Genomic DNA, 26,902 nt, shown 5'->3' with positions numbered 1-26,902 from the left:
GCGCGTCTCTGGTGCCGCGCTCCTTCGGTGCCGCGCCTCTCCGTGCCGCGCCTCTCCGTGCCCCGCCTCTCCGTGCCGCGTTTCTCCGTGCCCCGCCTCTCCGTTGCGGCGTTCCTCCCTTGGCCGCGGCGCGTCCGCCCGCCGGCCCCGGCCTCCCCGGAGGTCCTCCCCTCCCCCGCCGGGCGGGTGGCACCGGGGTTCACGCTCTGCCCGGGTGCACGGACGCTCGGTAGGATGCGCCGGAGAACGCCGTACCGGGTGACAGCTCAGCCCATCTCCCTGGAGGGGACATGCACGCCCTGTCGAGAACGGCACTCGTGGCGATCGGATTCGGGATCGGCGGTGTCGGCGGGTTCGTCGGCGGCCTTGTCGACGACCGGTTCCGCCGCACCGTCGGGAGCGCCGACCGGTCAGCGGGCCGGTCCGCCACGCACCCCGTCGGGGCGGGCGGGCGCGCCGGGGGCGGCGGCCGGAGCGGTGCCGCCGCGGTGGCTGCCCGCGCTCCGCGCGGCGTCCGCGTGAGGGTGTGAACCATGGGCCGCAGGATCGCTCCGCTGACGCTGGACAACCTCGCCGACCTTCCGCTGCCCTGCCGCTCCTGCGTCTTCTGGGAGCTCGACCCGGTGACCGGGGAGGCGGCCGTCAAGGGCGGCCGGCCGGAGCTGGAGAAGGAGGCCTGGATCTCGGGGGTCCTGCTCGACTGGGGGTCCTGCGGCCGCATCGTCCACGTGGACGACGTGCCGGTCGGCTTCGTGCTCTACGCACCGCCCGCCTACGTGCCCCGGTCGCTGGCCTTCCCCACCAGCCCGGTCTCCCCCGACGCCGTGCAGCTCATCACCGCCCGGATTGTGCCCGGCTACCAGGGGCAGGGGCTGGGCCGGGTCCTGGTGCAGACGGTCGCCAAGGACCTGCTGCGGCGCGGTTTCCGGGCGGTCGAGGCGTTCGGCGACGCGCGGTGGGAGGCGCCGGGCTGCATCCTGCCCGCCGACCACCTGCTGGCGGTCGGCTTCAAGACGGTGCGTCCGCACCCTCGGCACCCCCGGCTGCGGCTGGAGATCCGGTCTGCCCTGTCGTGGAAGGGCGATGTGGAGGTCGCCCTGGAGCGGCTCCTCGGCGGGGCCCGCAAGGAGCCGGCACTGCGACCGCTCTAGCGGGTCCGCCCTCCGGGGCCGCCGTGCCGTCTGCCGCCGTGCCGCCTGCCGCCGGAGACGGCTCCCGCCCGTCGGAAGGGAGTCCCCCCACCGCCTGGGGCCCACATCGGGCTGCCGGACGGCCAGGTGTCCGCGAGGGCCGGACCGGCCGGGAGGGCTGCCGGACATGCGGGAGGCGGCCGCCCGGAAGGGCGGCCGCCTCGGTCACCGGCCGGTACGGGCCGGTGTCATCGCGCGCGGACGGGTGCCGTCACTCGGAGATGAACGGCGCGAGGTCCTTGAGCAGCAGGGCCTTCGGCTTGGCGCCGACGATGGTCTTCACGACCTCGCCGCCCTGGTAGACGTTGAGGGTCGGGATGGAGAGGACGCCGTACTTGGCGGGCACCGCCGGGTTGGCGTCGATGTCCAGCTTGGCCACGGTGATCTGGTCGCCGTACTCGGCGGCGATCTCCTCCAGCGCCGGGGCGATCTGGCGGCACGGGCCGCACCAGGCGGCCCAGAAGTCGACGAGTACGGGCTTGTCGCTCTTCAGGACCTCGGTCTCGAAGGTGTCGTCCGTCACGGTGATGGTGGCGCCGGCCACAGGGACTCCTCGGGTGTGTCGGGGGATGCGCGACGCGGGGAGGATCGCGCGGTCTCACAGGGACAACACGCGGCGGTCGCGATCTGTTTCGGGACCGCCGCGCGGTGTTTCACGTGGAACAGGGGCCGCTGCCCGGGCGGGGTCAGAGGGCGGCGGCCTGCTCGGGCTCGCGGGTGTGCTCGGGGGCGCTGTCCGCGAGGGCGGCGAGGTAGCGCTCGGCGTCCAGCGCGGCGGAGCAGCCGGTGCCGGCGGCGGTGATGGCCTGCCGGTAGGTGTGGTCCACGACGTCGCCGGCGGCGAAGACGCCCGCCAGGTTGGTGCGGGTGCTGGGCGCCTCGACCTTGAGGTAGCCCTCCTCGTCCAGCTCCAGCTGGCCCTTGAACAGCTCGGTGCGGGGGTCGTGGCCGATCGCGATGAACAGGCCGGTCACGGACAGCTCGCGGGTCTCGCCGGTCTCGGTGTCGCGCAGGGTCAGGCCGGAGAGCTTGGGGTCGCCGTGGATGGCCTCGACGGCGCTGTTCCAGGCGAAGGAGATCTTCTCGTCGGCGAAGGCGCGCTCCTGCATCGCCTTGGAGGCGCGCAGGGTGTCGCGGCGGTGGACCAGGGTGACCGAGCGGGCGAAGCGGGAGAGGAAGGTGGCCTCCTCCAGGGCGGTGTCGCCGCCGCCGACCACGGCGATGTCCTGGTCGCGGAAGAAGAAGCCGTCGCAGGTGGCGCACCAGGAGACGCCGCGGCCGGAGAGCTCGTCCTCGCGGGGGAGGCCGAGCTTGCGGTGCTGGGAGCCGGTGGTCACGATGACGGCGCGGGCGCGGTGGACGGTGCCGGCGGAGTCGGTGACGGTCTTGACGTCGCCGGTGAGGTCGACGGAGACGATGTCGTCGGGGACGAGCTCCGCGCCGAACCGCTCGGCCTGGGCGCGCATGTTGTCCATGAGGTCCGGGCCCATGATGCCGTCGCGGAAGCCGGGGAAGTTCTCGACCTCGGTGGTGTTCATCAGGGCGCCGCCGGCGGAGACCGCGCCCTCGAAGACCAGGGGCTTCAGGGACGCACGCGCGGTGTACAGGGCCGCCGTGTAGCCGGCCGGCCCGGAGCCGATGATGATCACGTTACGGACGTCGCTCACTGCATCTCCTGGTTCGCATCGCGGCCCGCGAGGTCTGCGGGAGGGCGGTCTGCTCCGCCGCCCGGGACAACGGTCCCCCATCCTCTCGCATTCCCGCAGGAGGCGGGGCCACCCGCGCCGCGGACGGCCTGCGGCGCGGCGCCGCTCAGCGCCCGGTGACGGTCCGGTGCAGCCTGACCGTGCCCGGTGCGGCGGGCGCGCGCAGGTCGCAGGTGGCGTCGACCAGGAACACCTCCAGGTCCCCGTCACCGTCTGCCGGGTACACGACGACGGCGACCGGGTCGCCCCGGAAGGTGCCGAGGTCGGTCGCCACGGGCCGGTCGTCGGCGCGGCCGGTGGCCTGCAGCACGCAGACCGGGAGCGACGGGGCGTCCTCCCCCCGGGACCCCGGCGCCGGACCGGCCCCCGCGGCGGCTCCGGGGCCCGTGGGGGACCCGGACCGGACGGTCCCGTCCGCCGCCTGGGGACGGGGTCCGGAGGAGGCGCCCGCCTGGGCGCTGGGCAGGGGCGAGACGGACGGGGCCGGGATCCGGGCCCCCACCAGCTGCATGATCTGCGGCCCGAGGTCCTGCTCGGTGTACTCGGTTCCGGTACCGGTGCCGCCGGCGCGGGGAGCGGCCCCCCGGGGCTGCGGGGCCTGCAGGGCGTGCGCCCCGCCGGGGGCGGAGCGGGCGGGCGCGCCCGCCTTGCCGTCCGCCCGCACGGCGGAGGCGGCGGAGTCGGCGGTGCTGCCGCCCCCGTCGTCGGTGAAGCCGTTCAGCAGCAGGCCGCCGAATCCGGCGACCACGGCCAGCGCGGCGGCGGCGAGCAGGACGCGTGCAGGGCGCCGGCGGGCGCGCCGCCCGGGCCCCGGGGCACCCGGCGTTGCGGACCCGGGTCCGGACTCGGCGCGGCCGGGCGGCCGGGTCCTGCCGCCTCCGGCGGCCGTCCCGCCGTCACCGGTGCCGGCGGGCCGGGCGGCGCCTGCGGCCGCCGGGATGCCGGGCACCGGTGCCGGACGGGTCTCCCCGTCCTGCGCGGCCGCGTCCGGAGGGCGCTCCGCGCCGTCACGGCCCGCGGGTCCGTCGGGGGCTCCGGGCGCCGCTGCGAGTGCCGCGGCCCGGGCGTCCGCGTCGCCGCGGGGGGCGGACGCGAGCAGTGCCTCCGCCGCGAGCGCGGCGTCGATGCGGCCCGCGACGTCTGCGGGCATCCGGGGGGTTCCGGAGTCGCCCAGGAGGGAGCGGATCTCCAGCAGGGCGTCCCTGGTGTCGGCGCACTCCGCGCAGCCGTCCAGGTGCGCGCGCACGGCATCGGCGTCCTGCGGCGGGAGAAGGTCCTCGGTGAGGTCCGCGATCTCCTCGACGGCGGGATGGGAGACCGGTTCGGGGGTGTCGGCGGCGCTGCGGGGAGGCGGCCCGGTCGGGCCGTCGCCCGGATCGATCGGCGTCATGCGGGTGCTGCACCTCCTCCTGCGGTCACGTCTCCGGTCGGGAGAGCCGCGGTCCTCCCTGGGACGGGGCCGCCGCCCGGAAGGTTCCCTCCCCCGCCGGAGCGGACACCCCCGGGGCGCCGGTCCGGCGGCGGGCCGTCCGCGCGGGAGGCCGGCCCCGGGGCGGTACGGGCGCCTGTTTCACGTGAAACACCGGCCGGCGGACCGTCGGCCGCGTCCCGCAGGTGCTTCAGCAGGGGCAGCAGACGGGCCCGGCCGCGCGCGCAGCGGCTCTTGACGGTGCCGACCGGCACACCGAGCATCTCCGCCGCCTCGGCCACCGGGTAGCCCTGCATGTCGACCAGGACGAGCGCACTGCGCTGCTCGGCGGGGAGCTCGGCCAGCGCCGAGGCGAGCTCCCGGCGGAGCTCGCCCCGGACCACCGGGGCGTCCGCCGCCTCGTCCGCACCGAGCAGGGCGTCGATCCGCCGGTGGTCGTCGTCCAGCGGTGTGGTGCGGCGGGCCGCCGAGCGGCGCACGCGGTCCAGACAGGCGTTGACGACGATGCGGTGCAGCCAGGTGGTGACGGCGGAGCGCCCCTGGAAGGAGTGGGCGGCGCGGAAGGCGGAGATCAGCGCGTCCTGCACGGCGTCGGCGGCCTCCTCGCGGTCCCCGAGGGTGCGCAGGGCCACCGCCCACAGGCGGTCCCGGTGCCGCTGCACGAGTTCGCCGAAGGCGTGCGGGTCGCCGGCCACGTGGCGGGCGAGGAGCTCGGCGTCCGGGAGGCCCCGCAGCGCCCCCGGTCCGCCGTCGGCGGTGGCGGCCGCGGCGGCGGGGACACGGGGGGAGGAGTCGTCGGCGGACGGCACGGAGCCCTCCATCGGCACCTCCCCCTGTCCTCGGCTGCGCTCCAACCCTGCCACCTGCCGCCGGATCCGTCAGCCCCGGTCCGTGCTCAGCCGAGCACCTTGATCTCGGCGATGCCGCCCCGGTACCTCCCCGGGCCCTCGGGCGGCAGCGAGGTGATGTGGATCAGGACGTAGCGCGTCCGGACCGGGGCGGCCGTCCGCACCGTCAGCAGCCTGCCCGCGACGGTCGTGCTCTGCAGCGTCCGGGGGAAGCCGTCCAGCGTGGCGGGAACGGCGGTGGCGCTCTCCGCGGCCGCGCGGACGTCGACCTCCTGTCCGGCGGCGTACATGGTGGCCCTCACCACGGAGACGTCCTGCACGCTGCCGAGGTCGACCACGATCCCGCTGCCGTCGGCGCGGTAGGAGATGTTGCCGAACCTCGGCTGCCCCTTGAAGTGCGAGGTGATCCACGCGGTGCCGGGCCTGCCGTCGTGGGTGAGGCCGACCTCGTCCCCGGATATGGGCGGACCGAGGGGGGAGAACTCCGTCGCCCCCGCGATCGTCAGCGGCCTGGGCGGGGCCTTGGACTGCGTCCCGCCACCGCCCTTCTGCACCTCGGTGGACTGGGTCCGGGTGCCGGCCGAGTCCTCGCCCCGGTGGCGCATCCGGTCGGCCAGCAGCCAGCTGCCGAGTCCGACGGCCGCCAGCAGCACCAGGAAGGCGCCCCAGGTGGCGACCCGGGTGCCGCGCCCGCCGCTCCGCCGCGGCCGCGCCCCCGCGGGCGCCGGAGCGGTCGGCGCGTGCGCGTGGAAGGCCGTCCGCACGTGGTCGGCGGCTGCGGGCTTCGGGTACGTGGACGGGTAGGAGGGGGCCACCACCGGCTCCGGGTCCGGCGGCCGCGGCTTCGGCACCGCGGCGACGGCCGCGGCCAGCTCGTCGGGCGTGGTGATGGGCTCCAGGTGGCGCGGCGGGGTGTCGCAGACCGCCCGGACGGCGATCTCGGACAGGCCCCGGTGCACGCCGGCCCGCACCTGGTCCGGTGGCACGCAGCCGATCTCGCGGGGCATGCCCTGCAGGTCGTACCGGTCCTCGGGGTACGGCCAGCGGTGGGCCAGCGCCGCGTACAGCAGCGCGCCGACGGCGCGGGTGTCGTCCCGCTCCGCCTCCTCGTCGCTCAGGCCGTGCAGCGCCGCGTCCACGGCGATGCCGTTGATCCGGTACTGGCCGCTGTCGGTGCGCAGCACGCACTTGGGGGTGAGCCGCAGGTGGCACTGGCCGCGCCGGTGCGCGGCGGCGACCGCCTCGGTCACCTGGCGCACCATGCGGTAGGCCTCGTAGGGCTCCATGGGGCCGGCGGCCAGCAGGGTGCCCAGGTCGGTGGCGTCGGGCAGCCACTCGCGGACGATGTAGACCAGGTCGCCGTCGGTCACGGCGTCGAGGACCTGCACGAACCGCGGGTCGCCCAGGAGCGCGGCGGAGCGGGCGGCGGCGAGCACGGCGCGGGACCGCTCGTGCCCCGCGGCGAGCAGGTGGATGCCGACGGCGCGGCGCAGCTTCTCGTCGACGGCGCGCCAGCTGGTGAAGACGCCGGCCTGGGAGATGCACTCCTCCAGCCGGTAGCGGCCCGCGACCTTGTCGCCGCTGTGCCTCACGGGTGCGGGACGCAGGGTGGGCACCGGGTCGTCCGGCCCGTCCGTCCCCGGTGTCCGCGTGTCGTCGGCGGTGGCGGCCGCGCCGTTCACCCGGGCCGCGCCGTTCACCTGGGCCGCGCCGTTCGTCCGGGGCGTGCCGTTCGTCCGGGGCGTGCCGGGCGTGCCCTGCGCCGGGGCCGCGACGGTGTCCTCCGTGCCCTCCTCGCCCGATCGGGCGGACTCCTGATGCCGACTGCCGGGGGCCGTCCGTCCGTCGCCCGCGCTGCCGGGGGCGGCGGCGGTACCGTCCGCGCCGTCCTCGGCCACCACGTCGACGGCGGCCCTGGTGCGATCCGCCACCGTCGTCCTGCCTCCCCTTGCGTCGCCCCGGATGATGTCAAAGCCGTCCAGGCCAATTGTGCCCAGTCTCCCTGTCCGAGTACGACCGGTGGGACGTCGGGAACGTTGCCCTGGGGTGACCGGAAGACCTCCGGCCCGGGTGCTTCCGGGTAGGAGGAGATCATCCCGGTCCGGACCCTCGGCACGCAAAGGGGCCCCGGGATCGACTACCCGGTCCCGGGGCCCGCACGCGCGTGTCTCAGCGGCCGAGACGCCCCCGGACCATGCCGACCATGGAGTTGACCTCCTCGACCCGCAGCACCCGGGCGGCGGCGACGAAGACCGCCAGCTGCACGCCCACGGCGACGAGCAGGGCGACGACGCTGCCGACCCAGCCGGAGAGCAGGTGGGAGACGGCGAGGGCCGTGCAGAGGGCGGCGGCGGCGGACGGCACGCAGGCCGCGATCAGGCGGCTGTAGGTCCGTCCGACCCGCCTGCCGTCGATGTCGCCGATCCGGCGCTTCAGCTTGGGCACGGCCACGGTCACGCCCACCACGTAGGCCAGGCCGTAGACGGCGGCCATGCCGGTGACCGCCCACTGGCTGGGCAGCAGGAGGTAGCAGAGGACGGACGCCACGGCGTTGGTCGCCGCCACCCACACCGTGTTGGAGAAGGGGGTGCGGGTGTCCTCGTAGGCGTAGAAGCCGCGCAGCAGCACGTACTGGGCCGAGTACGGGATCAGGCCGAGGGCGAAGGCGGAGAGCATGTAGCCGGCCGACCGGCCGCCGTGGTCGCCGCCGATGTCGTAGATGGCCGAGCCGATCCAGGGCCCGAGTGCGAGGAAGAGGAAGGCGGCGGGGACGACGGCCACCGCCGAGGTCCGCAGGCCGTAGGAGATGTCGTCGCGGACGGCGCCCGCGTCGCCGTCGGAGGCTGCCCGGGAGATGCGGGGCAGGACGGCGCTCATCACGGAGACGGTGATGACGGCCTGCGGGAGCTGCCACAGCAGCTGGGCGTTGGAGAAGGCGGCGAGGCCGACGTTCTCGAAGCCGCGGCTCTTGGCGACCTTCTCGGCGGCCGTGGCGAGCTGGGTGACGACCAGGAAGCCCGCCTGGTTGACCAGGACGAAGAGGAAGGTCCAGCGGGCGAGCCGGGCGGCGTGGCCGAGGCCGTGGCCGCGCCAGTCGAACCGGGGGCGGTAGTGGAAGCCCGCGGCCCGCAGGTAGGGGATCATCGCCAGCGCCTGGACCGCGAGGCCGAGCAGGGTGCCGATGCCGAGCAGCCGGATGCCCTCGGGGGAGATGGTCCCGGGCTGGACCTTCGTGGTGGAGAAGGTGCCGAAGGCCCAGATGTACATCCCGAAGGTGAAGATCACCACGATGTTGTTGAGGACCGGGGTCCACATCATCGCGCCGAAGCGGCCGCGGGCGTTGAGGATCTGCCCCATCACCACGTGGACGCCCATGAAGAAGATGGTGGGCAGGCAGTAGCGGGCCAGGGCGACCGTCGTCTCCGCGCTGGCGGGGTTCTGCATCATCGAGTTGGAGACCATCCGCACCAGCAGCGGGGCGCCGAGGACGGTCAGGAACACCACGCCGGCCAGGCCGACGACCACCAGGGTGAGGAGGCGGTTGGCGTAGGCGGTGCCGCCGTCCTCGTCGTTCTTCATGCTCCGCACGAGCTGGGGGACGAAGACGGCGTTCAGCGCGCCGCCGCCGACCAGGATGTACAGCAGCGTGGGGAGGGTGTTGGCGGCGGTGTACGAGCTTCCGGTGAGGCCCATGCCGATGGCCGCCGCGATGACCATCGTGCGGAGGAAGCCCGTTCCACGTGAAACAAGGGTGCCGGCGGCCATGACGGCGCTGGAGTTCAGCAGGCCGGACACCTTGCCGCCCTTGCGCGGCGCCCCGTCCCCGCCCCGGGCCTCCTCGGCCTCCTCCTCCAGCGGCGGTTCGACGGCGATCAGCGGCACGGTCCCGCTGTCCTCCGCGTGGAGGTCGCCGGAGGCCTCGCCGTACCAGTTGGGGGCGTACTCCTCGGCGACGCCGGCCTCGTAGGCGGACCCGGTGTACTCCTCCCGGGCCCTGCCGCGGCCGGCGGGCCCGCCGAGGAGGCCGTCCATGCCGACGTACTCGGTGGTCTCGCTGTCCCAGGCGGAGCCGCCCCGGCCGTCCTGCGCGTACCCGTCCTGCGCGAACCCGTCCTGCGCGGACCCGTCCTGGGCGTACCCCTCCTGGGCGTACCCCTCCTGCGGGTGCCCGCCCTGGGCCCGGGGCGCCCCGCCGTACCCGTCCTGGGCGTACCCGCCGTGCACGTACCCGGCCTGCCCCTGGGCCGGGGCCTGGGGCTGCGCCGCGGCCGCGTACGGGTCCCCGGCGCGGGCCCCGGCTCCGTACGGGTCCTGCAGCGGGTCGGCCTGGCCGTACGGGTCCGCCGCGTACGGGTCCCGGCCGTAGGTGTCCTGCAGGTACGGGTCCGCGCCGGGCGCCGGGGCGGCGGCGCCGGGCCGGCCCTGGGGGACGCGGTCCTGTGCTCTGTCGTCGCGCGGCGCGCTCATGCCACCTCTTCGCTGGTCAGGTCGGGCTGTCTGCGGGGTTCAGGGCCCCACCTTCTCATTGCGGGCCGGGTGTTCCGCGTCTTCGCCGCCGCCGGCCGCCGAGCCCTCGGCGCGGGAGCCCCCGGCGCGGGCGTCGTCCCGGGGGGAGTCCTCCCCGACGGTACCGGGCCGGGGCCCGGCCGGGTCCGCGCCGCCGTCGGGCTGCTCGGCGCCCTCGGAGGCGGGCTCCGTGCCGTCGTCGCCGCGCTTCCTCCGCTGGAGGTAGATGCGCACGCCCGCGAGCAGCACCAGGACCACGCCGCCGACGATGACCCAGAGCACGCCGCTGCTGACGTCGGTCACCTTGAGGTCGAACTCGACCGGGTCCCCGTACGCCTGCGGATCGTCGCCGGTGGTCCACAGCTGGGCGGTCATGTGGACGGTGCTGTTGACCGAGGCCTTGGCCGGGAACCGGACCGACTTCTTCACCTCGCTGTCGATGTCCAGCGTCTCGGGCGTCGGCCGGTAGACGGTCAGGTAGGTCGACGGCACCGCGGTGAGCCGGACCTCCAGGTTGCGGACGGGCTGGGTCAGGCCGTTCTCGACGCTGACCTGGATCATGCCCGAGTCGCCGGAGAGGGTGGTGTCGCTCTTCTTCACCAGGCGCACCGCGGAGGTGAGCGTCCCCAGGTAGCCCCCGACGCCGTCGCGGTAGGCCCGGCCGTCGGAGCGGTCGGTCCGCCAGGCCGTGGACGTCGCCCGCAGTATCGCCCGGTTGAACGGGCCGCGGACCCGCTCCGGCTGGGTGAGGACCTCCATCAGCCGGTCGAGGCCGCCCTGCGTGCCCATGATCTGCGACAGCGCCGCGTGGGAGAGCTCGGTCGCGCGCGCTGCCCTCGGGTACCGGGCGGCGGAGGGCACCCGCGTGGTGGCGGCCGGGTCCTTCGGGGCCCGGGCCACCGCGCCGAGGGTCGCCTGCGTCGCCCACTTGCCGGCGGTCGCCTGGGACAGGGCCTCGGCCAGGGTGTCGGCCGCGTCCGCGGACATGCCCCGCGGCGGCATCACGAGGATGCTGCGCTGCAGGTTGGGCTGCTCCAGGGTGATGGTGAGGGTCTCGGCGAGGAACCGCTGCACCGCCAGCCGCCGTGCCGCCTGCGTGCCGAGGTTCCCCGTGAAGAGGCCGGAGGCGGCGGCGTCGGAGACCACCGCCGTCATGCCGCCGCCGATGGGCCGCGCGGCGTTGGCGGTGTGGGTCACCGACCCGGCCTCGGGCATGTCGGCGCCGTTCACCAGCAGCACGCGGCTCCCGGTGGTGCGGGCCGTCCCGACCACCTGCGGGTCGACGTGGCCCTGGTAGGGCCAGGCCACGTCGTTGCGGGCGTCCGTCGCGAGCTGGTACTCGGTGGTCACGTCGCCCGCCGCGACGGAGCGCTTCAGCGCGGTGTCCAGGCCCGCGACGCCGCGGCCGTGGTGCGCGACCGACGCCAGGTCCGGGTCGGCGTACGGGAGGGCCACCACCTCGTTGCCCCGGACCGCGTTGCGCAGCATGGCCAGCCAGGTCGCGGCCCGGTCGCCGCCGGTGCCGGGGGTGGTGTCCGCCCGGGTCGCGGCCTCGCCCTGGGTGCCCTTGTTCTGCACCTGGTACGGCTTCTGCATGGCGGCGGCCGTGTCGAGCAGGTCGCCGTCGACCGCCCAGGTCACCTTCGACAGGCTGCCGCCCGCCGTCACCAGCTCGTTCAGCCGGCCGCCGGGCGCCAGCTCCTCCGCCATGCCGTCGCCGCGCAGCACCGGTACCGGCGACTGCGTCGTGTCCGCGAGGGTCTGCGGGACCAGCTGCGGGGCGCCGGTGACCGGCCACACGGTGGCGATCCGCGTCCGCGGGATGTCCCCCGGGGCCGGGTAGTACGGCAGGAACGTGCGGGCGATGCCCAGCGTGCCCGGGAGGGCGCCCGCCGCCTGGGCGGGGCCGTGGACGTCGACGGCCAGCTCGTACACCCCGTTGTCGGAGAGCCCGAGCTGGGACGCCTTGGCGGTGACGGTGAACGGCCGGGTGGCGCCCGGCGCCAGGTCGGCGAGGGCGGAGCCGACCCCGGGGACCGCCTGCCCGTCCCCCATGACCGGGTCGGTGCGGCCGGCGACGATCGCGATCTGGCTGCGGATCCGCAGCGGCTGCCCGGTACCGGTGCGCAGCCCGACGGCGGCGCCGTGCACGACCCGTCTGCCCCCGTTGGTCACCGTGCCGCTGACGGTGACCTTCGCGTCGCGCCCGGACAGGTGGGACGGCGAGACGGAGCCGATCGCGAGGGACACCGGGTAGCGGGCGGACGGCCTGCTGGCGCCCGGCAGCCGGCCGGCCCCGGAGGCCGCGGCCGCGGGAACGGCGGCGGCCGGTCCGGCCTGCGGCGCGAGGACGGGCGCGGCACCGGGCACGGTGCCGGCCTGCGCGGCGGGGGCCGCCGCGGTGCCCCCGAACAGCGCCAGCGCACAGGCGCCCGCCAGTGCGGCGCCGCGGCGGAGCGGCCCGGCCGCACTGCCCGGCCGCAGGCCGCGGCCCGACCTCCCCGCGTACCGTGCTGCCTCGCCCACGCGCCTCGCCCTCGCCGTTCTCTTCGCCGTCGCCGCTGCCACTGCTGCGGGCCCCGCCGGTGCCGTGTCCTGTGTGCCGTGCTGTGCTGTGCCGTGCTGTGCTGTGCTGTGCCGTGCCTGTCGTGCCGTGTCCCGCGCGCGCTGCACGGGGCCTGTGTGCCGTTGCAGGCCTTCCTGTGCGCCGCCGGTTCCGTGCGCGCCGTACAGGGGCCCCGTGCATCCTCACAGGCCCTGCGCCGTCCGTGCGGGGCCGTGCTCCGTCCAGGGTGCCGCGCGATGCCGCGCCCTGGCATGGTAACGACGGTCCGGCGGCCCCGGTGATGCGGCCCGGGAGGCCCCCGCCGGGGAAACACGGCGGCGGGCCGGAGGCGCGGGCACGTACCCTTGTGGGTCGTGCCTAACGTCAACATTCCCGGCAGCCCCGAACCCGCCGCAGCGACCGCCGCCCCCGCCCCGCGCGCCCTCTCCGAGGCCCAGGAGAGCGGTGTCCGGGAGCTGCTCCGGGTCGCACCGGTCGCCGTCGACATCGCCCGCCGCTTCGCCGAGGCGGGCTTCCGGCTTGCGCTGGTCGGCGGCTCCGTGCGCGACGCGCTGCTGGGCAGGCTCGGCAACGACCTCGACTTCACCACCGACGCCCGTCCCCAGCAGGTGCTGAGGCTCGTGAAGGGCTGGGCCGACGCCGTCTGGGACGTCGGCATCGCGTTCGGCACGGTCGGCGCCCGCAAGGACACCCCGCAGGGCAGCTTCCAGATCGAGATCACCACCTACCGGTCCGAGGCCTACGACCGCACCTCGCGCAAGCCCGAGGTGACCTACGGCGAGACCATCGGGGAGGACCTGGTCCGGCGCGACTTCACCGTCAACGCGATGGCCCTGGACCTGCCGGACCGGGTGTTCGTCGACCCGCACCACGGGCTGGAGGACCTCGCCGCGCGCGTGCTGCGCACCCCGGGCACCCCGGAGGAGTCCTTCTCCGACGACCCGCTGCGGATGCTGCGCGCCGCGCGCTTCGCCGCCCAGCTCGACTTCGAGGTGGCACCCGAGGTCGTCGCCGCGATGACCGCCATGGCCGAGCGGATCACCATCGTCTCCGCCGAGCGCGTCCAGGGCGAGATCAACAAGCTGCTCCTCGCGCCCCATCCCCGCAAGGGCCTGAAGCTGCTGGTCGACACCGGCCTCGCCGACCACGTGCTGCCGGAGCTCCCGGCCCTGCGCCTGGAGCGGGACGAGCACCACCGCCACAAGGACGTCTACGAGCACACCCTGACCGTGCTGGAGCAGGCCATCGCCCTGGAGACGGACGGGCCCGACCTGGTGCTGCGCCTCGCCGCGCTGCTCCACGACATCGGCAAGCCCCGCACCCGGCGCTTCGAGTCCGACGGCCGGGTCTCCTTCCACCACCACGAGGTGGTCGGCGCCAAGATGACCCGCAAGCGGATGCGGGAGCTCAAGTACTCCAAGGAGCTGACCGAGGACGTCTCCCGGCTGGTCGAGCTCCACCTGCGCTTCCACGGCTACGGCAGCGGTGAGTGGACCGACTCGGCCGTGCGCCGCTACGTCCGCGACGCCGGGCCGCTGCTGGAGCGCCTGCACCGGCTGACCCGCTCCGACTGCACCACCCGCAACCGCAAGAAGGCCGCCGCCCTCTCCCGCACCTACGACACGCTGGAGGAGCGCATCGGGCGGCTGCGGGAGCAGGAGGAGCTGGACGCCATCCGGCCCGACCTGGACGGCAACCAGATCATGGAGATCCTGGGCATCGCACCGGGCCGGGAGGTCGGCCTGGCCTACCGGCACCTGCTGGACCTGCGCCTGGAGAACGGCCCCATGGAGCACGAGGCGGCCGTCGCCGCGCTCAAGGAGTGGTGGGCCGGCCGGCAGGCCTGAGCACGCCGGAGGGCCGGGCCGCGCCGTGCAGGCGCGGCCCGGCCCTCCGGGCACTCCCGGGCGGGCCCTCCCCCACCGGCCCTCCCGGACGGCTCCGCCCGTGCGGGGCTGACGGTCCGGGGCCGGCCGTCCGGGACCACGGGTCCGGGACTACTTGTTCGGGGCCAGGCAGAGCACGAACTTCGACGACCCCTGCTGCTGGTAGTAGCCGCTCCGGGCGCCCTGGTCGGCGAACTTCTCGCACCGCTGGATGTCCGTGGCGTCGTCGATCTTGCCCACGATCCGGAACTCGGCCTGCGTGCTGCCGCAGTCCACGATGTGCATGTCGGGGCTGACCCCGGAGCCGCTGTTGTGCATGCAGTCGCCGACCGACGCCGACGAGGGCTCGTCGGCGAGGTCGAGGCCCGCACCGAGCAGGATGAGGGCCAGCAGGGCCACCGGGAGCACCAGCACCCACGAGCCGGGGCGCGCGAAGATCGGCCTGCCGGGGTTCATCGGCATGCCGGGGGCGCCGGGCAGCGGGGGAGGCAGCTTGTTGATCTTTGCCCGCTGGGGCAGGTTCAGCAGCATCGTGATCGGGTTGATGATCATCGACCCGATGCCCCACCAGCCCTGCCAGAGGCTCTTGCTGGTCATGTCCCGGTGTGCGGCGATGCCGCAGGTGCGGCAGAACGGACCCCTGAGCTTGAGGAACCGCATGATGACCACCATCCCCTGGTGGCCGCGGACGGTGGCGTCGACCGCCGGCACCGAGCCGCAGAACCGGCACACCGGCCCCTGGCCGGGAGGCGGCGGGAAGCCCGCGCCCGGCATCGGCGCCCCCGCGGGGGGCGGGAAGCCGTACCCGGGCGCCGGTGCCGGCGCGGGCGGGGTGAAGCCCGGGTCGGGTGCCGGTGCGCCCGGCGGCGGGAAGCCGTACCCGGGCGCGGGGGCCTGCGGCGGTACGGGTGAGGCATAGGGGTTCTGGCCCGCCGGGACGGGGCTCGGAGGCTGCAGGGGGGGCGGTGTGGTCATGGATCCCTCGTGTCCGTGGCGGCGGGTCGCAGCCCCGAACGATAGGAGTGCGTGCCGGCACGCGGTGGGCGGAATCGGGCAGGAAGGGCGTCCGGTGGCCGAATCGTGACGGTGCGACGACCCGTCATCCCCGGTCCGGAGCGCGGTTCACGGGGAGGTGACGCCGGGCAGGCCGGATCCGGTCCCCCCGGAGGACGTGTCGCCGGAGGAGGAGCCGCCCGGTGCGGCTGCTCCGGCCCCGGGCGTGCGGGGCCCGAGGCAGAGCACGTAGTGGCTGCGGTGCCTGCGGCTCCCCTTGCTGCCGCTGAAGGCGGCCGAGGTCCCGGGCACGTCGTCGCACCTGCTCGTCAGGGAGGTCCCGGTGTAGCGGGCCAGCACCCTGTACGCGGCCTTGGGATCGCTGCACGGCACGACCTCGACGTCGTCCGACGCGACCTGGTGCACGCAGTCGCCGACGTCCGCGTAGTCCGGGTCGCTGTCCTTGGTGACGAGGTGCCAGACGAAGAAGCCGCCCGCGATCACCAGGAGCACGCCGAACTTGACCAGTCCCCCCGTCAGACGGCGCGGGGACCGCCCCGCGGGGGGCTGCGGAACCGGCGGTGGGTGGCCGCCGGGGACGCCGTACGGCGGCTGCGGCGGCGGGACGGGGGCGCCGTACGGCTGCGGCGGGGCGGGGAAGGGCCCGCCCTGGCCGTACGCCGGCGGGAGGGGGGCGCCGTACGGCGGCTGCGGCGGCTGTGCCTGCGGCGGGTAGCCGTAAGGGGCCTGCGGCTGCGGAGGGCCGTAGGGGCCGGGTGGCGGCACGCCGGGCCCGGCGTACGGGTTGTGCGGCGGTGGCGGTGGTGCGGTCATGGGATCCCCCGTCGTCTGGCGGCACGCTGCGGCGGCCGTTCGAGTCCAGCACCGTAGCGCCTCCGACCCCGTTCCCGCCCGTTCACCCGGTGGCGGGGTGCTCCCCGTGCGGCCGCGGCGGCGGGGTGCGTCGCGCCGCCCGCGCGTACCGGACCGCCGTCAGCGCGTACAGCACCCCCACGCCCGCCACCACCGCCGGCGACCGGCCCGACAGGGGCAGCACCGCGGCGGTGAGCGCCGCGGCCGCGACGAACGCCACGTTGAAGAGCACGTCGTACACGGCGAAGACCCGGCCCCGGTAGTCGTCCTCCACCGAGCTCTGCACGATGGTGTCGGTGGAGATCTTCGCGCCCTGGGTGATCACCCCCAGCAGCAGCGCCGCCGCGTGCGTCGGCACGAGGGCGAAGAACAGGCCCAGGCCCGGGACGAAGAGCGCGGCCGCCGCCAGGCACGCCGTCATCCAGCCCGCCACCCCGAGCCGCCGCGTCGCCGCCGGGCTCACCACGGCGGCGAGGAAGAAGCCCGCCCCCGAGACGCCCACGGCGACGCCGAGGGTGCCCATGCCCCCGGCCTCGTCCGCCGGGTCGTTGAACGTGTAGCGGCTGAGCATCAGCACCACGACGATGAGCACGCCGTAGCAGAAGCGGGTGACCGTCACCGCGGCCAGCGCGTGGACCGCGGGGCGGCAGTCGCGCACCAGGTGGCGCACGCCGTCCGCCAGGCCGCGGGCCGTCTCGCCGACGGCCTGCCGCAGCGCGGGCCGGTCCGGGCGGTGTTCCGGGCCGAGCAGGTCGGGCGCCATGCGGAGGGCCGCCAGCGACGCGCCCAGGTAGAGCAGGGCGGCGAGCACCACCAGCACGGAGTCCGAGGCGGTGCCGTGCGGGAGCACCAGGTTGACGAGGAAGGCGGCGCCGCCGCCGGCGGTCGCGGCCACGGTGCCCAGGGTGGGGGAGACGGCGTTCGCGGTCACCAGGTGGCGGTCGTCCACCACCCGGGGCAGCGCCGCCGACAGTCCCGCCAGGATGAACCGGTTGAGGGCCGTCACCAGCAGCGCGGCGCCGAAGAACAGCCCGTCCGGCGCCCGGCCCAGCACCAGCCCGGCGGTGGCCAGCCCGAGGACGAACCGGCCCAGGTTGCCCAGGAAGAGCACCTGCCGACGCCGCCAGCGGTCCAGCAGGACCCCGGTGAACGGTCCGACCAGGGAGAACGGCAGCAGCATGACGGCCAGCGCCGAGGCGATGGCGGCGGGGGTGGCCTGCCGCTCCGGGGAGAAGATCACATGCGAGGCGAGTGACACCTGGAAGACGCCGTCCGACAACTGCGACAGGACCCGTACGGTCAGCAGCCGCCGGAAGTCCCGCATCCGGAACAGGGCGGCCGGCCCCGCCCGGCGGGGCTGCTGCCCGGGTGGTCCGGTGGGTCCGGCTGCCTGCTGCGGGGTGGGCACGGAGGCGGGCCCGTCGGTGATCGCCACCCGCCAAGAGTGGCACGCCGCCGCCCTGCCGGACGCGAACGAGGGGCCCCCGGCCCGTGACCTGCACGGACGGGGGCCCCTCGGGGAGAGCCCGTTGCTCGGCGCTCAGCACACGGCCGGACGCCTCGCTGCGCTCAGCGCTCAGCACACGGCCGGACGCCTCGCTGCGCTCGGCGCTCAGCACACGGCCGGACGCCTCGCTGCGCTCAGCGCTCGACGTCGCCGCGGATGAACTTCTCCACGTTGTCGCGGGCCTCGTCGTCGAAGTACTGCACCGGCGGGGACTTCATGAAGTACGACGACGCCGAGAGGATCGGGCCGCCGATGCCGCGGTCCTTGGCGATCTTCGCGGCGCGCAGCGCGTCGATGATCACACCGGCGGAGTTCGGGGAGTCCCAGACCTCGAGCTTGTACTCGAGGTTCAGCGGGACGTCGCCGAACGCGCGGCCCTCGAGGCGGACGTACGCCCACTTGCGGTCGTCGAGCCAGGCCACGTAGTCGGACGGGCCGATGTGGACGTTCTTGGCGCCCAGGTCCCGGTCCTTGATCTGCGAGGTGACGGCCTGGGTCTTCGAGATCTTCTTCGACTCGAGGCGGTCGCGCTCGAGCATGTTCTTGAAGTCCATGTTGCCGCCGACGTTCAGCTGCATGGTGCGCTCGAGGATGACGCCGCGGTCCTCGAAGAGCTTCGCCATCACGCGGTGGGTGATGGTGGCGCCGACCTGCGACTTGATGTCGTCGCCGACGATCGGCACGCCGGCCTCGGTGAACTTGTCCGCCCACTCCTTGGTGCCGGCGATGAAGACCGGGAGGGCGTTGACGAACGCGACCTTGGCGTCGATGGCGCACTGCGCGTAGAACTTCGCGGCGTCCTCGGAGCCCACGGGCAGGTAGCACACCAGCACGTCGACCTGCTGGTCCTTGAGGACCTGGACGACGTCCACGGGCTCCTCGGAGGACTCCTCGATGGTCTCGCGGTAGTACTTGCCGAGGCCGTCCAGGGTGTGGCCGCGCTGCACGGTGACGCCGGTCGGCGGCACGTCGCAGATCTTGATGGTGTTGTTCTCGCTGGCGACGATGGCGTGGGCCAGGTCCTGGCCGACCTTCTTGGCGTCCACGTCGAACGCGGCGACGAACTCGACGTCGCGGACGTGGTACTCGCCGAACTGGACGTGCATCAGGCCGGGGACCTTGGAGGCCGGGTCGGCGTCCTTGTAGTACTCGACGCCCTGCACCAGCGAGGCGGCGCAGTTCCCCACGCCGACGATGGCTACGCGAACCGAACCCATTCCGGTTGCTCCCTGTGTTCTCAAGAGGACCACCGCCTTGTGGCGGTCCTCAGCTTGGTTGCTTCACGGACGGTCCGGTGCGGCATGGCCTGTTCGGGCCCGTCCTCCTTGCAGTCGCAGGCAGTCCCCCCTGCCGCTCCTGCGCTCCGACCTCGGCGTCGGTCGTCGCGTTGTCGCGTCGTCAGCGCTCCGGCCGGTCTGGTGGCAGGTCGGGGCTGCTCCGGCCGCTCCGGTTGGCGCGCTCGGTCTCGATGAGCTCGTTGAGCCACCGGACCTCCCGCTCCACGGACTCCAGGCCGTGCCGCTGCAGTTCGAGGGTGTAGTCGTCCAGCCGCTCGCGGGTGCGGGCGAGCGAGGTGCGCATCCGCTCGAGGCGCTCCTCCAGCCGGCTGCGGCGCCCCTCGAGGACGCGCATCCGGACGGCCTTGTCGGTACGGCCGAAGAACGCGAAGTGGACGCCGAAGTGCTCGTCCTCCCACGCGTCGGGACCCGAGTCGGAGAGCAGCTCCTCGAAGCGCTGCTTCCCTTCCGGGGTCAGCCGGTAGACGATCTTCGACCGCCTGCCGTTGAGGGCGGTGGCGGGCACGTACTGCTCGTCCGGGTTGTCCTCCACCAGGAAGCCCTGGGCCACCAGGCTCTTCAGGCAGGGGTAGAGCGTTCCGTACGAGAAGGCGCGGAAGGAGCCCAGCAGGACGTTGAGCCGCTTGCGCAGCTCGTAGCCGTGCATCGGGGCGTCGTGCAGCAGGCCGAGCACGGCGAACTCCAGGATTCCCGAGCGCCTGCTCATCTCCGCCTCGCCTCCCTCCGGGGCCCGTGCCGCGAGCCGGTGCATCGGGGCGATATGCCGCCGCGATGTATCGGCTCGATATATCGAGCACCATAGGCCGGTGCGCTCCCCAGAGCAAGCCTCGGCGGGGGGAGCGGCGGGTGAAAGCGATCACAAGGCGGGCGCGGGGCCCCCGGGAGCCCGGCAGGGCAACGGGCGGGTAATGTTCTGCGACCGCTTTGCCGGAAATATCACACGATGCCCGATCGGTGGGGTGCGGCGCCTGCGTACGCTGTCCGCTGTGCACTGGGGAACGGGGAACCGAAGCGGAGTACGGGACGTCATTGTCCCCGGTGCATTCCGCCGTGCCGGGCAGCACAGGTCCGGACGGCAGGTGATTCGGGGGAATCCCGCAGGCGCTCGCACCGCCTGCGGGGAGTCGACATGGACTACCGCCTTCAGGCCTGAGCGCCTGGCCGAGGAGTAGCTGGAGCATGAGCGAACACCGGCGCAAACCGCCGCACGGCGACGGCAACGCCCCTGGACGCCGTGGGGCGCAGCCCGGAGGCGGGCGTCAGCCCGCCGGCGGCGGCCGCCCCCCGTACCCCGGCGGCTCCGCCGGCGGCGGCCGCCCCCCTCACGCCGGTGGTCCCGCAGGCGGCCCCCCGCGTCCGCCCCGGCAGGGCGGTCCCGGAGCCCCCGGCGGGCCGGGCGCCCCGGGCGGGCCCGGCGCGCCCCGCCGCGCCGCCCCGCGCCCCGGCGGCGGTCAGCCCGGCGCCCCCCAGCCCACCGCGCAGCAGCCCCGGATGACCCGGGCCGAGATGCGGAAGGCCGCCAAGCGCGGCGGGCGCCGCGCCGGCTCCGCCGCAGCGGCGCCCGCCGGCAGAGCGGGCCGCACCCCGCCCCCGAAGCGCTTCATCGACTACCCGCGCTGGGGCAGGAGCGGCGTGCGCCGCTGGCTCCCCTCGTGGAAGCAGGTGCTCAGCACCTTCCTGATCTTCTCCGGCTGCTCGATGGCGGCGATCGGTGTGGCGTACTCGCGCACCGAGGTGCCCCTCCTCGGCAAGGCCGTCGAGCAGCAGAACAACATCTTCCAGTGGGCCGACGGCCACGAACTGGCCCGGACCGGTACGACCAACCGGCAGATCGTCCACCTCGACCGCATCAGCACGGCGATGCAGGACGCCGCGATCTCCGCGGAGAACGCGAGTTTCAGGAGCGACCACGGCATCGACCCCAAGGGCATCGCCCGTGCCGTCCTGAACATGGCCAAGGGCGGGGAGACCCAGGGCGGCTCCACCATCACCCAGCAGTACGTGAAGAACGCCTATCTGAGCCAGGATCAGACGGTCACCCGGAAGATCAAGGAACTCTTCATCACGCTCAAGGTCGACAAGACCACGACCAAGAACGAGATCCTCGAGGGCTACCTCAACACCAGCTGGTTCGGCCGCGACAGCTACGGTGTCCAGGCGGCCGCCAAGGCGTACTACAACATGGACGCCAACGACCTCGACGCCTGCCACGCCGCCATGCTCGCCGCCCTCCTCAAGGGCGCGGGCTACTACGACCCCTCGCTCAACGCGGCCAACCACGCGCGCGCCGTGCGGCGGTGGAACGACATCCTGGACAACATGGTCCGGTTCAACCACCTGACCCAGGCCGACCGCGAGAAGTGCAAGACCTTCCCCGAGCCGGTCAAGCGGCAGGCCGCCGCCGGACTCAGCGGCCAGCGCGGCTACCTGGTGGCCACCGCCACGAAGTACCTCAAGGCCCACGGCATCTCCGAGCAGCAACTGGCCCGCGGCGGCTACACGATCAAGACCACATTCGACCGCAGGAAGGTCGACGCGCTGGAGGCGGCGGTCAAGAAGGTCTCGACCGCCTTCGACGAGAAGAAGCGCCCCAAGTTCGACCGCCACGTCCAGGTCGGCGCCGCCTCCGTCGACCCCAGGACCGGCATGATCGTCGCCCTCTACGGCGGGCCCGACGCCATCACGCACTCCTTCAACAACGCCGACGCCTCGGGTGTCCCGATCGGCTCCACCATGAAGCCGATCGTCCTGGCCTCCGCCATGCAGTACGGCGTGCAGACCCGCCTGACGGACGGCAGGCCCACCCGGATCACCCCCGAGAGCCGCTACAACGGCAACGACCAGATCAAGATCCGGGACACCCAGGGCAACTACGTCAGGAACAAGGACGGCTCCTACTTCCTCCAGACCAACGAGAGCCCCAGGGCGTGGGGGTACATCGACCTCCGCAAGGCGATGCTCTACTCCATCAACACGCCCTTCGTGCAGCTCGGCGAGGACGTCGGACTGGCCAAGGTCAAGGAGATGGCGATCAAAATGGGCCTCCGCGAGGAGAGCCTGGCCACTCTCAACGCCTCCTTCTCCATCGGCACCTCCACCCCGAGCCCCATCCGGATGGCCGACGCATACGCCACCTTCGCCGCCAGCGGAACCCAGCGGGACCCCTACTCGGTGATTGCCGTGACCCGTGACGGCGTCAAGCAGCCCGGGTTCGAGGCGCCGCAGAGCAGGACGGCCATGGACCCCGCGGTCGCCGACACCGTGACCGACGTGCTCAAGGACGTCATCGCGAAGGACGGCGGCACCGGATTCCTCGCCAGGGGCCTCGGCCGTGTGGCCGCGGGCAAGACCGGTACCACCGACGAGAACCGCTCGGCCTGGTTCGTCGGCTACACCCCGCAGCTCTCCACCGCGGTCGCCATGTGGCGCGAACAGCCGGGCAAGGGCGGCCTCCTGTCGATGAACGGCCTCGGCACGGGCAACCCGAAGGACTCGGTGCACGGTGGCTCCTACCCCACCGACATCTGGACCCGCTACATGAAGGCCGCCCTCAACGGCGTCCCGGAGGTGCCGTTCCCGGTGCCCGGCACGCTCGACGGCATCCAGGTCGACGAGGTCGGCGCCCCGAACACGGCGGTCCCGACCACGGCCCCGACCACCGAGGCGCCGAGCCCCTCGGCGTCCGCGTCCACCGCCCCGCCGAGCTCCTCCCCCACGGCGTCCCCGACCGTCCTGCCCACCAAGACGAGGGGCGGCGGCAACGGGAACGGCGGCTGGACCGGCGGCCTGCTCACCGGCGGCGGCACCGGCGGCGCGAGCTCCACGCCCACGCAGAGCCCGGACCCCACGCCCACCGTCAGCAGCACCGGCGGCAGGCCCGGCGGCGGCAACGGCAACGGCGGCCTCCTCGGCGGCGGCAGCAGCACGCCGACGGGCTGAGCCGGCGGGTCCCCTCCCGAGGCGCACGAGCGGCCGCGGCGGACATCGTCCGCCGCGGCCGCGGCGTCTTCCGGGACCGGGCGCCGGACCCCGCCGACGGCCCGGGGCGCGCCCGCGACCGCGGCCGCCCCGGGCCGCGGCGGTCCGGGACCGGGCATTCCGGGACGGAGCGCACCGCGGCCGCCCCGCCCCGCGACCCGTGGCCGGGTAGCCGGGTCCGCGCCGCGGATCGTGCGGCAGTATGGCGGCCATGAGGTCGAGCGTGCATGACGAATCCGCGGAGCCCGAGCCGTCCGGGCCGCCCGCCGACACCGTGGTCGTCCCCGCCGACGAGGACCCGGTGGCCGCGGCCGGCAGCGAGGTGCTGGGCGGCCCGCCCGGCCGCCGCGCCCTGCTCGGCGTCTCCTGGTGGACCCCCGGCCGGGTCCTCGCGCTGACCGCCGTCGCCGTCTTCGTGCTGGGCATGGTGCAGAAGGCGCCCTGCTACTCCAGCGGCTGGTTCTACGGCGCCACCACGCAGTACACCCACGCCTGCTACAGCGACATCCCGCACCTCTTCTCGGGGCGCGGCTTCGCCCAGGGCCTCCTCCCCTACCGGGACATGATCCCGGCGGGCGCGGACGGCAGCCGGGACCCCCACATGCAGTACCTGGAGTACCCGGTGCTCACCGGGCTCTTCATGCAGGTCGCGGCCTGGCTCACGCCCCGCTCCGGCGCCCTCGTCCCCGACCGCGAGCAGTGGTTCTGGCTGGTCAACGCCGGCATGCTGATGGTCTGCGCGGTGGTCGCCGTGGTCGCCGTGATGCGCACCCACCGCCGCCGCCCCTGGGACGCCCTGCTCCTGGCGCTCGCACCCGCCCTCGCCCTCAACGCCACGATCAACTGGGACCTGCTGGCCGTCGCCCTGACGGCGGTGGGCATGGCCTACTGGTCGGCGCGCCGGCCGGTCGCGGCGGGCGTCCTGATCGGCCTGGCGACCGCGGCCAAGCTCTACCCGGTGCTGCTGCTCGGACCGCTGCTCGTGCTCTGCTGGCGGACGGGCCGGTGGCGGGCCTTCCTCCAGACGCTCGGCGGCGCCGTCGCGGCGTGGCTGCTGGTGAACGTCCCCGTGATGCTGTGGAACCTCGACGGATGGGCCACCTTCTACGGCTTCAGCAGGTCCCGCGGGGAGGACTTCGGCTCCCTCTGGCTGGTCGCGGAGCAGATCCGCGGCCAGGCGCTCGGCCTGGGCCTGCTCAACACCGCGATCGCCGTGCTCCTCGTCCTGTGCTGCCTCGGCATCGGCTGGCTGGCGCTCTCCGCCCCCCACCGCCCGCGCTTCGCCCAGCTCGCCTTCCTGGTCGTCGCCGCGTTCGTCGTCACCAACAAGGTGTACTCGCCGCAGTACGTGCTCTGGCTGATCCCGCTCGCCGCCCTCGCCCGGCCCCGGTGGCGCGACTTCCTCATCTGGCAGGCGTGCGAGGTCGCGTACTTCCTCGGCGTGTGGATGTACCTGGCGTACACCTCCGACTCCAAGCAGCACGGCATCCCGGTCAACGTGTACGACCTGGTGGTGGTCGTGCACGTCCTGGGCACGCTGTACCTGTGCGCGGTCGTGGTCCGGGACATCCTGCTGCCGGAGCGCGACCCGGTGCGCTGGGACGGCAGCGACGACCCGTCCGGCGGCGTCCTGGACGGGGCCCCGGACCGCTTCGTGCTCGGGCAGGCCCGCTGGGCGCGGGAGCAGGCCTCCTACGCGGCCTGGGCGCCGGACGGCGGGGACGGCGACTGGTTCGCCCCGCCCGCCGGGGAGCGGCCGCCCGCCTGACCCGGGCCGCCGCCCCTCCCGCCGCCGGGCGGGTTCAGCGGCGCGACATGTACAGGTCGAGCGCCTTGTGGAGGACCTTGCTGAGGGGGAAGTCCCACTCCCCCAGGTACTCGGTGGCCTGGCCGCCGGTGCCCAGCTTGAACTGGATCAGGCCGAAGAGGTGGTCGTTCTCGTCCAGGGTGTCGCTGATGCCGCGCAGGTCGTAGACGGTGGCGCCCAGGGCGTACGCGTCGCGCATCATCCGCCACTGGACGGCGTTGGAGGGCCGCACCTCGCGCCGGTGGTCGGCCGAGGCGCCGTAGGAGTACCAGACGTGCTCGCCGACGGTGAGCATGGTGGTGGCCGCCAGCGCCTCGCCCTCGTGGCGCGCCAGGTAGAGCCGCATCCGGTTGGGGTCCTCGGCGGTGAGCGCCTTCCACATGCCCTGGAAGTAGGAGAGCGGGCGGGGGACGAAGCGGTCGCGCTCCGCCGTGACCACGTACAGGTCGTGGAAGACGGGCAGGTCGTCGTAGCCGCCCCGGACGACCTCGACGCCCGCCTTCTCCGCCCGCTTGATGTTGCGCCGCCACAGCTGGTTGAAGCCGCGCTGCACGTCGTCCAGCGAGCGGTTGGCCAGCGGCACCTGGAAGACGTACCTCGGCTGGACGTCGCCGAAGCCGGCGCCGCCGTCCTCGCCCTGCAGCCAGCCCGCCCGGCGCAGCCGCTCGGCCACGTCGAACGCCCGGGGCTCGTACCAGCTCGGCTCGACGTCCCGCAGCCGCCGGGCGCGGCCGCCGGCTATCGCGTCCTTGATCACGGGTGCGTCCCAGCGCCTGACGACCACCGGCGGGCCCATCTTGACCGAGAAGGCGCCCTTCGCCCTCAGGTGGGCGAGCAGGGGGTCCAGCCACCGCCCGAGGTCGGGGTCGAACCAGTCGATGGCGGGCCCCTCGGGGAGGTAGGCCAGGAAGCGCCTGAGCCGGGGGAGCTGCCGGTAGAGGACCAGGCCCGCCCCGACGGTGCGGCCCTCCTCGTCGGTCCAGCCCACCGACTCGGAGCGCCACTCGGACTTCACGTCGCCCCACGACGGGACCTGCATGTGGCTGACGGAGGGCCGGCTCCTGACGAAGGCGAGGTGCTCCTCCCGGCTGATCGTTCCCAGGCGCAGGCTCATGGCTCGGTCGCTCCTCCTCGGGCGGCGGCGGTGGGCCGAGAGCCTAGTGCCCGCAGGTCCGCACGCACCCCGTCGCGGACGGCGGGGCACGTGCGGGACCGCACCGCCGGCAGCCCGGGGTGCGGGGGTGCGGGGTGCGGGGGTGCCGCCCGGGGAGGAGCCGGGCCGGCTACCAGAGCCCGCCGAAGAGCCCGCCGTGGGAGAGGCCGAGGTAGAAGCCGACGGCGCTGGCCCCCAGGAAGATCACCAGGAGGAACCGCTCCGCGGTGGTGGCCGACACGTACTGGCCCCAGGCCCCGGTGATGATGCCCGCCAGACCGGTCCAGGAGGTCAGCAGGTGCAGGCCGGGGAAGAAGGCGGTGATGAAGGCGATGAGGCCGAAGACGACGGTCAGCGCGGTCAGCGCGTTCTCCGTCGGGTGGGGGCGGCCGTCGGTGTTGAGGGTGAACGCCGGCACGCGGCGGGCGGCATGAGACATGGGCTCTGCCTCCTCGATGAGGATCGAAAGCGCTGTGCGGGCAGCGTCGCACACCGGGGTGCGCCACGCATCCGATGGAAACAGGGTGCGGCGATCCCGGCACGGATGACAAGTACCCGTTCGGGTGCGGGTAGTCTGTTACTTCTGCACCGGTGCACCCGGGGCGGAGACGCGAGCGGCCCGCACGCAGTGGACCCCCACTGTCAGTGGTCACCGCTACGGTGAATCCGTCCTTGCCACCGGCGCCGACGCTACAACCCTCCTGCCACGGAGAGACCGTGGCCGCTGAGTCCAAAGGAGGTGGGTTCCACATGCGTCACTACGAGCTCATGCTCATCCTCGACCCCTCGGTCGAGGAGCGTGCTGTCTCCCCCCTGATCGAGAACTTCCTCAACGTCGTCCGCACCGGCGGCGGCAACGTGGAGAAGGTCGACACCTGGGGTCGTCGTCGCCTGTCGTACGAGATCAACAAGCAGTCCGAGGGCATCTACTCGGTCATCGACCTCAAGGCTGAGCCTGCGGTCGTCAAGGAGCTCGACCGGCAGCTCAACCTGAGCGAGCAGGTTCTCCGGACCAAGGTCCTGCGCCCGGACACCCACTGAGCCTCCCGACCGCCCTCCGGGGCGCCGGGTAGCCCGCGTCGCGTGTTCCACGTGGAACACGCGGCGAGAACGCAGGACTCCCCACCGTCGGCACGCCGGCGGCCGGGGGAGTGCTTGGAAC

The 26,902-nt window shown here is 74.3% G+C and carries 19 protein-coding genes; 5 read left to right on the top strand and 14 right to left on the bottom strand.

All coding sequences use genetic code 11. The annotated features are described in order from the left end of the window. The first annotated feature begins 533 nt into the window (after nt 1-533). Nucleotides 534-1,151 carry a GNAT family N-acetyltransferase gene (locus ACFY07_RS09700; protein ID WP_230649138.1) on the top strand — a complete coding sequence of 206 codons (618 nt, stop codon included), beginning with the start codon at nt 534-536 and terminating at the stop codon, nt 1,149-1,151. A 250-nt stretch (nt 1,152-1,401) separates the two neighbouring features. Here the strand turns inward: ACFY07_RS09700 and trxA are convergent, their stop codons facing one another. From trxA to ACFY07_RS09665, 7 genes are all read right to left on the bottom strand, one after another. Further along, nucleotides 1,402-1,734 carry a thioredoxin gene (trxA, locus tag ACFY07_RS09695; RefSeq protein ID WP_230649137.1) on the bottom strand — a complete coding sequence of 111 codons (333 nt, stop codon included), beginning with the start codon at nt 1,732-1,734 and terminating at the stop codon, nt 1,402-1,404. A gap of 142 nt (nt 1,735-1,876) precedes the next feature. After that, nucleotides 1,877-2,857 carry a thioredoxin-disulfide reductase gene (trxB, locus tag ACFY07_RS09690; protein WP_390868166.1) on the bottom strand — a complete coding sequence of 327 codons (981 nt, stop codon included), beginning with the start codon at nt 2,855-2,857 and terminating at the stop codon, nt 1,877-1,879. Nucleotides 2,858-3,002: 145 nt separating this feature from the next. Further along, nucleotides 3,003-4,286 carry an anti-sigma factor gene (locus ACFY07_RS09685; protein WP_390868165.1) on the bottom strand — a complete coding sequence of 428 codons (1,284 nt, stop codon included), beginning with the start codon at nt 4,284-4,286 and terminating at the stop codon, nt 3,003-3,005. Then, nucleotides 4,283-5,179 carry an RNA polymerase sigma factor SigM gene (gene sigM / locus ACFY07_RS09680; protein WP_390868164.1) on the bottom strand — a complete coding sequence of 299 codons (897 nt, stop codon included), beginning with the start codon at nt 5,177-5,179 and terminating at the stop codon, nt 4,283-4,285. The genes ACFY07_RS09685 and sigM overlap by 4 nt, the downstream gene beginning before the upstream one ends. A gap of 41 nt (nt 5,180-5,220) precedes the next feature. Further along, nucleotides 5,221-7,104: a serine/threonine protein kinase gene (locus ACFY07_RS09675; RefSeq protein WP_390868163.1), complete on the bottom strand. Its 1,884-nt coding sequence runs from the start codon at nt 7,102-7,104 to the stop codon at nt 5,221-5,223. Between the two features lie 238 nt (nt 7,105-7,342). Beyond that, on the bottom strand, nt 7,343-9,640 hold the full coding sequence (gene murJ, locus ACFY07_RS09670; protein ID WP_390868162.1) for a murein biosynthesis integral membrane protein MurJ: 2,298 nt from the start codon (nt 9,638-9,640) through the stop codon (nt 7,343-7,345). Between the two features lie 39 nt (nt 9,641-9,679). Then, the gene (locus ACFY07_RS09665; protein WP_390868161.1) at nt 9,680-12,205 is read right to left on the bottom strand and encodes a DUF6049 family protein; all 2,526 of its coding nucleotides are present in this window, start codon (nt 12,203-12,205) and stop codon (nt 9,680-9,682) included. Between the two features lie 495 nt (nt 12,206-12,700). Between ACFY07_RS09665 and ACFY07_RS09660 the strand changes: the two genes are divergently transcribed. Next, complete coding sequence (locus tag ACFY07_RS09660) at nt 12,701-14,092, top strand: CCA tRNA nucleotidyltransferase (protein WP_390868302.1); 1,392 nt, start codon at nt 12,701-12,703, stop codon at nt 14,090-14,092. A 150-nt stretch (nt 14,093-14,242) separates the two neighbouring features. Here ACFY07_RS09660 and ACFY07_RS09655 read toward each other — a convergent pair whose 3' ends face one another. The 5 genes from ACFY07_RS09655 to ACFY07_RS09635 form a co-directional block, all read right to left on the bottom strand. After that, nucleotides 14,243-15,106 (bottom strand): hypothetical protein, encoded by an 864-nt coding sequence (locus ACFY07_RS09655; protein WP_390868160.1) that lies wholly within the window; start codon nt 15,104-15,106, stop codon nt 14,243-14,245. A 147-nt stretch (nt 15,107-15,253) separates the two neighbouring features. Continuing rightward, entirely contained in the window at nt 15,254-15,958 is a 705-nt protein-coding gene (locus ACFY07_RS09650) for a hypothetical protein (RefSeq protein WP_390868159.1), read from the bottom strand. 82 nt (nt 15,959-16,040) lie between these two features. Further along, a complete protein-coding gene (locus ACFY07_RS09645; RefSeq protein ID WP_390868301.1) occupies nt 16,041-17,321 on the bottom strand; it encodes an MFS transporter in 1,281 nt (426 codons plus the stop codon). Between the two features lie 317 nt (nt 17,322-17,638). Then, complete coding sequence (locus ACFY07_RS09640; RefSeq protein WP_230649128.1) at nt 17,639-18,721, bottom strand: inositol-3-phosphate synthase; 1,083 nt, start codon at nt 18,719-18,721, stop codon at nt 17,639-17,641. A 181-nt stretch (nt 18,722-18,902) separates the two neighbouring features. After that, nucleotides 18,903-19,508: a PadR family transcriptional regulator gene (locus tag ACFY07_RS09635; protein WP_230649127.1), complete on the bottom strand. Its 606-nt coding sequence runs from the start codon at nt 19,506-19,508 to the stop codon at nt 18,903-18,905. A 785-nt stretch (nt 19,509-20,293) separates the two neighbouring features. Here ACFY07_RS09635 and ACFY07_RS09630 point away from each other — a divergent pair. After that, nucleotides 20,294-22,741, top strand: coding sequence for a transglycosylase domain-containing protein (locus ACFY07_RS09630; RefSeq protein WP_390868158.1), 2,448 nt, complete (start codon nt 20,294-20,296; stop codon nt 22,739-22,741). Nucleotides 22,742-22,991: 250 nt separating this feature from the next. Next, nucleotides 22,992-24,548: a glycosyltransferase family 87 protein gene (locus tag ACFY07_RS09625; protein ID WP_390868157.1), complete on the top strand. Its 1,557-nt coding sequence runs from the start codon at nt 22,992-22,994 to the stop codon at nt 24,546-24,548. 34 nt (nt 24,549-24,582) lie between these two features. Here the strand turns inward: ACFY07_RS09625 and ACFY07_RS09620 are convergent, their stop codons facing one another. Further along, nucleotides 24,583-25,701, bottom strand: a complete 1,119-nt coding sequence (locus tag ACFY07_RS09620) for a lipid II:glycine glycyltransferase FemX (RefSeq protein ID WP_390868156.1) — start codon at nt 25,699-25,701, stop codon at nt 24,583-24,585. Nucleotides 25,702-25,870: 169 nt separating this feature from the next. Then, complete coding sequence (locus ACFY07_RS09615; protein ID WP_230649124.1) at nt 25,871-26,179, bottom strand: hypothetical protein; 309 nt, start codon at nt 26,177-26,179, stop codon at nt 25,871-25,873. Nucleotides 26,180-26,490: 311 nt separating this feature from the next. Here ACFY07_RS09615 and rpsF point away from each other — a divergent pair, with 311 nt between their 5' ends. Continuing rightward, nucleotides 26,491-26,781: a 30S ribosomal protein S6 gene (gene rpsF / locus ACFY07_RS09610; protein WP_230649123.1), complete on the top strand. Its 291-nt coding sequence runs from the start codon at nt 26,491-26,493 to the stop codon at nt 26,779-26,781. The last annotated feature ends 121 nt before the right edge of the window (nt 26,782-26,902 follow it).

This window comes from Streptomyces sp. NPDC001380, from assembly GCF_042895785.1.
In the GTDB taxonomy this organism is placed as follows: Bacteria; Actinomycetota; Actinomycetes; order Streptomycetales; family Streptomycetaceae; genus Peterkaempfera.
This window is presented reverse-complemented; position numbering and strand designations above follow the sequence as displayed.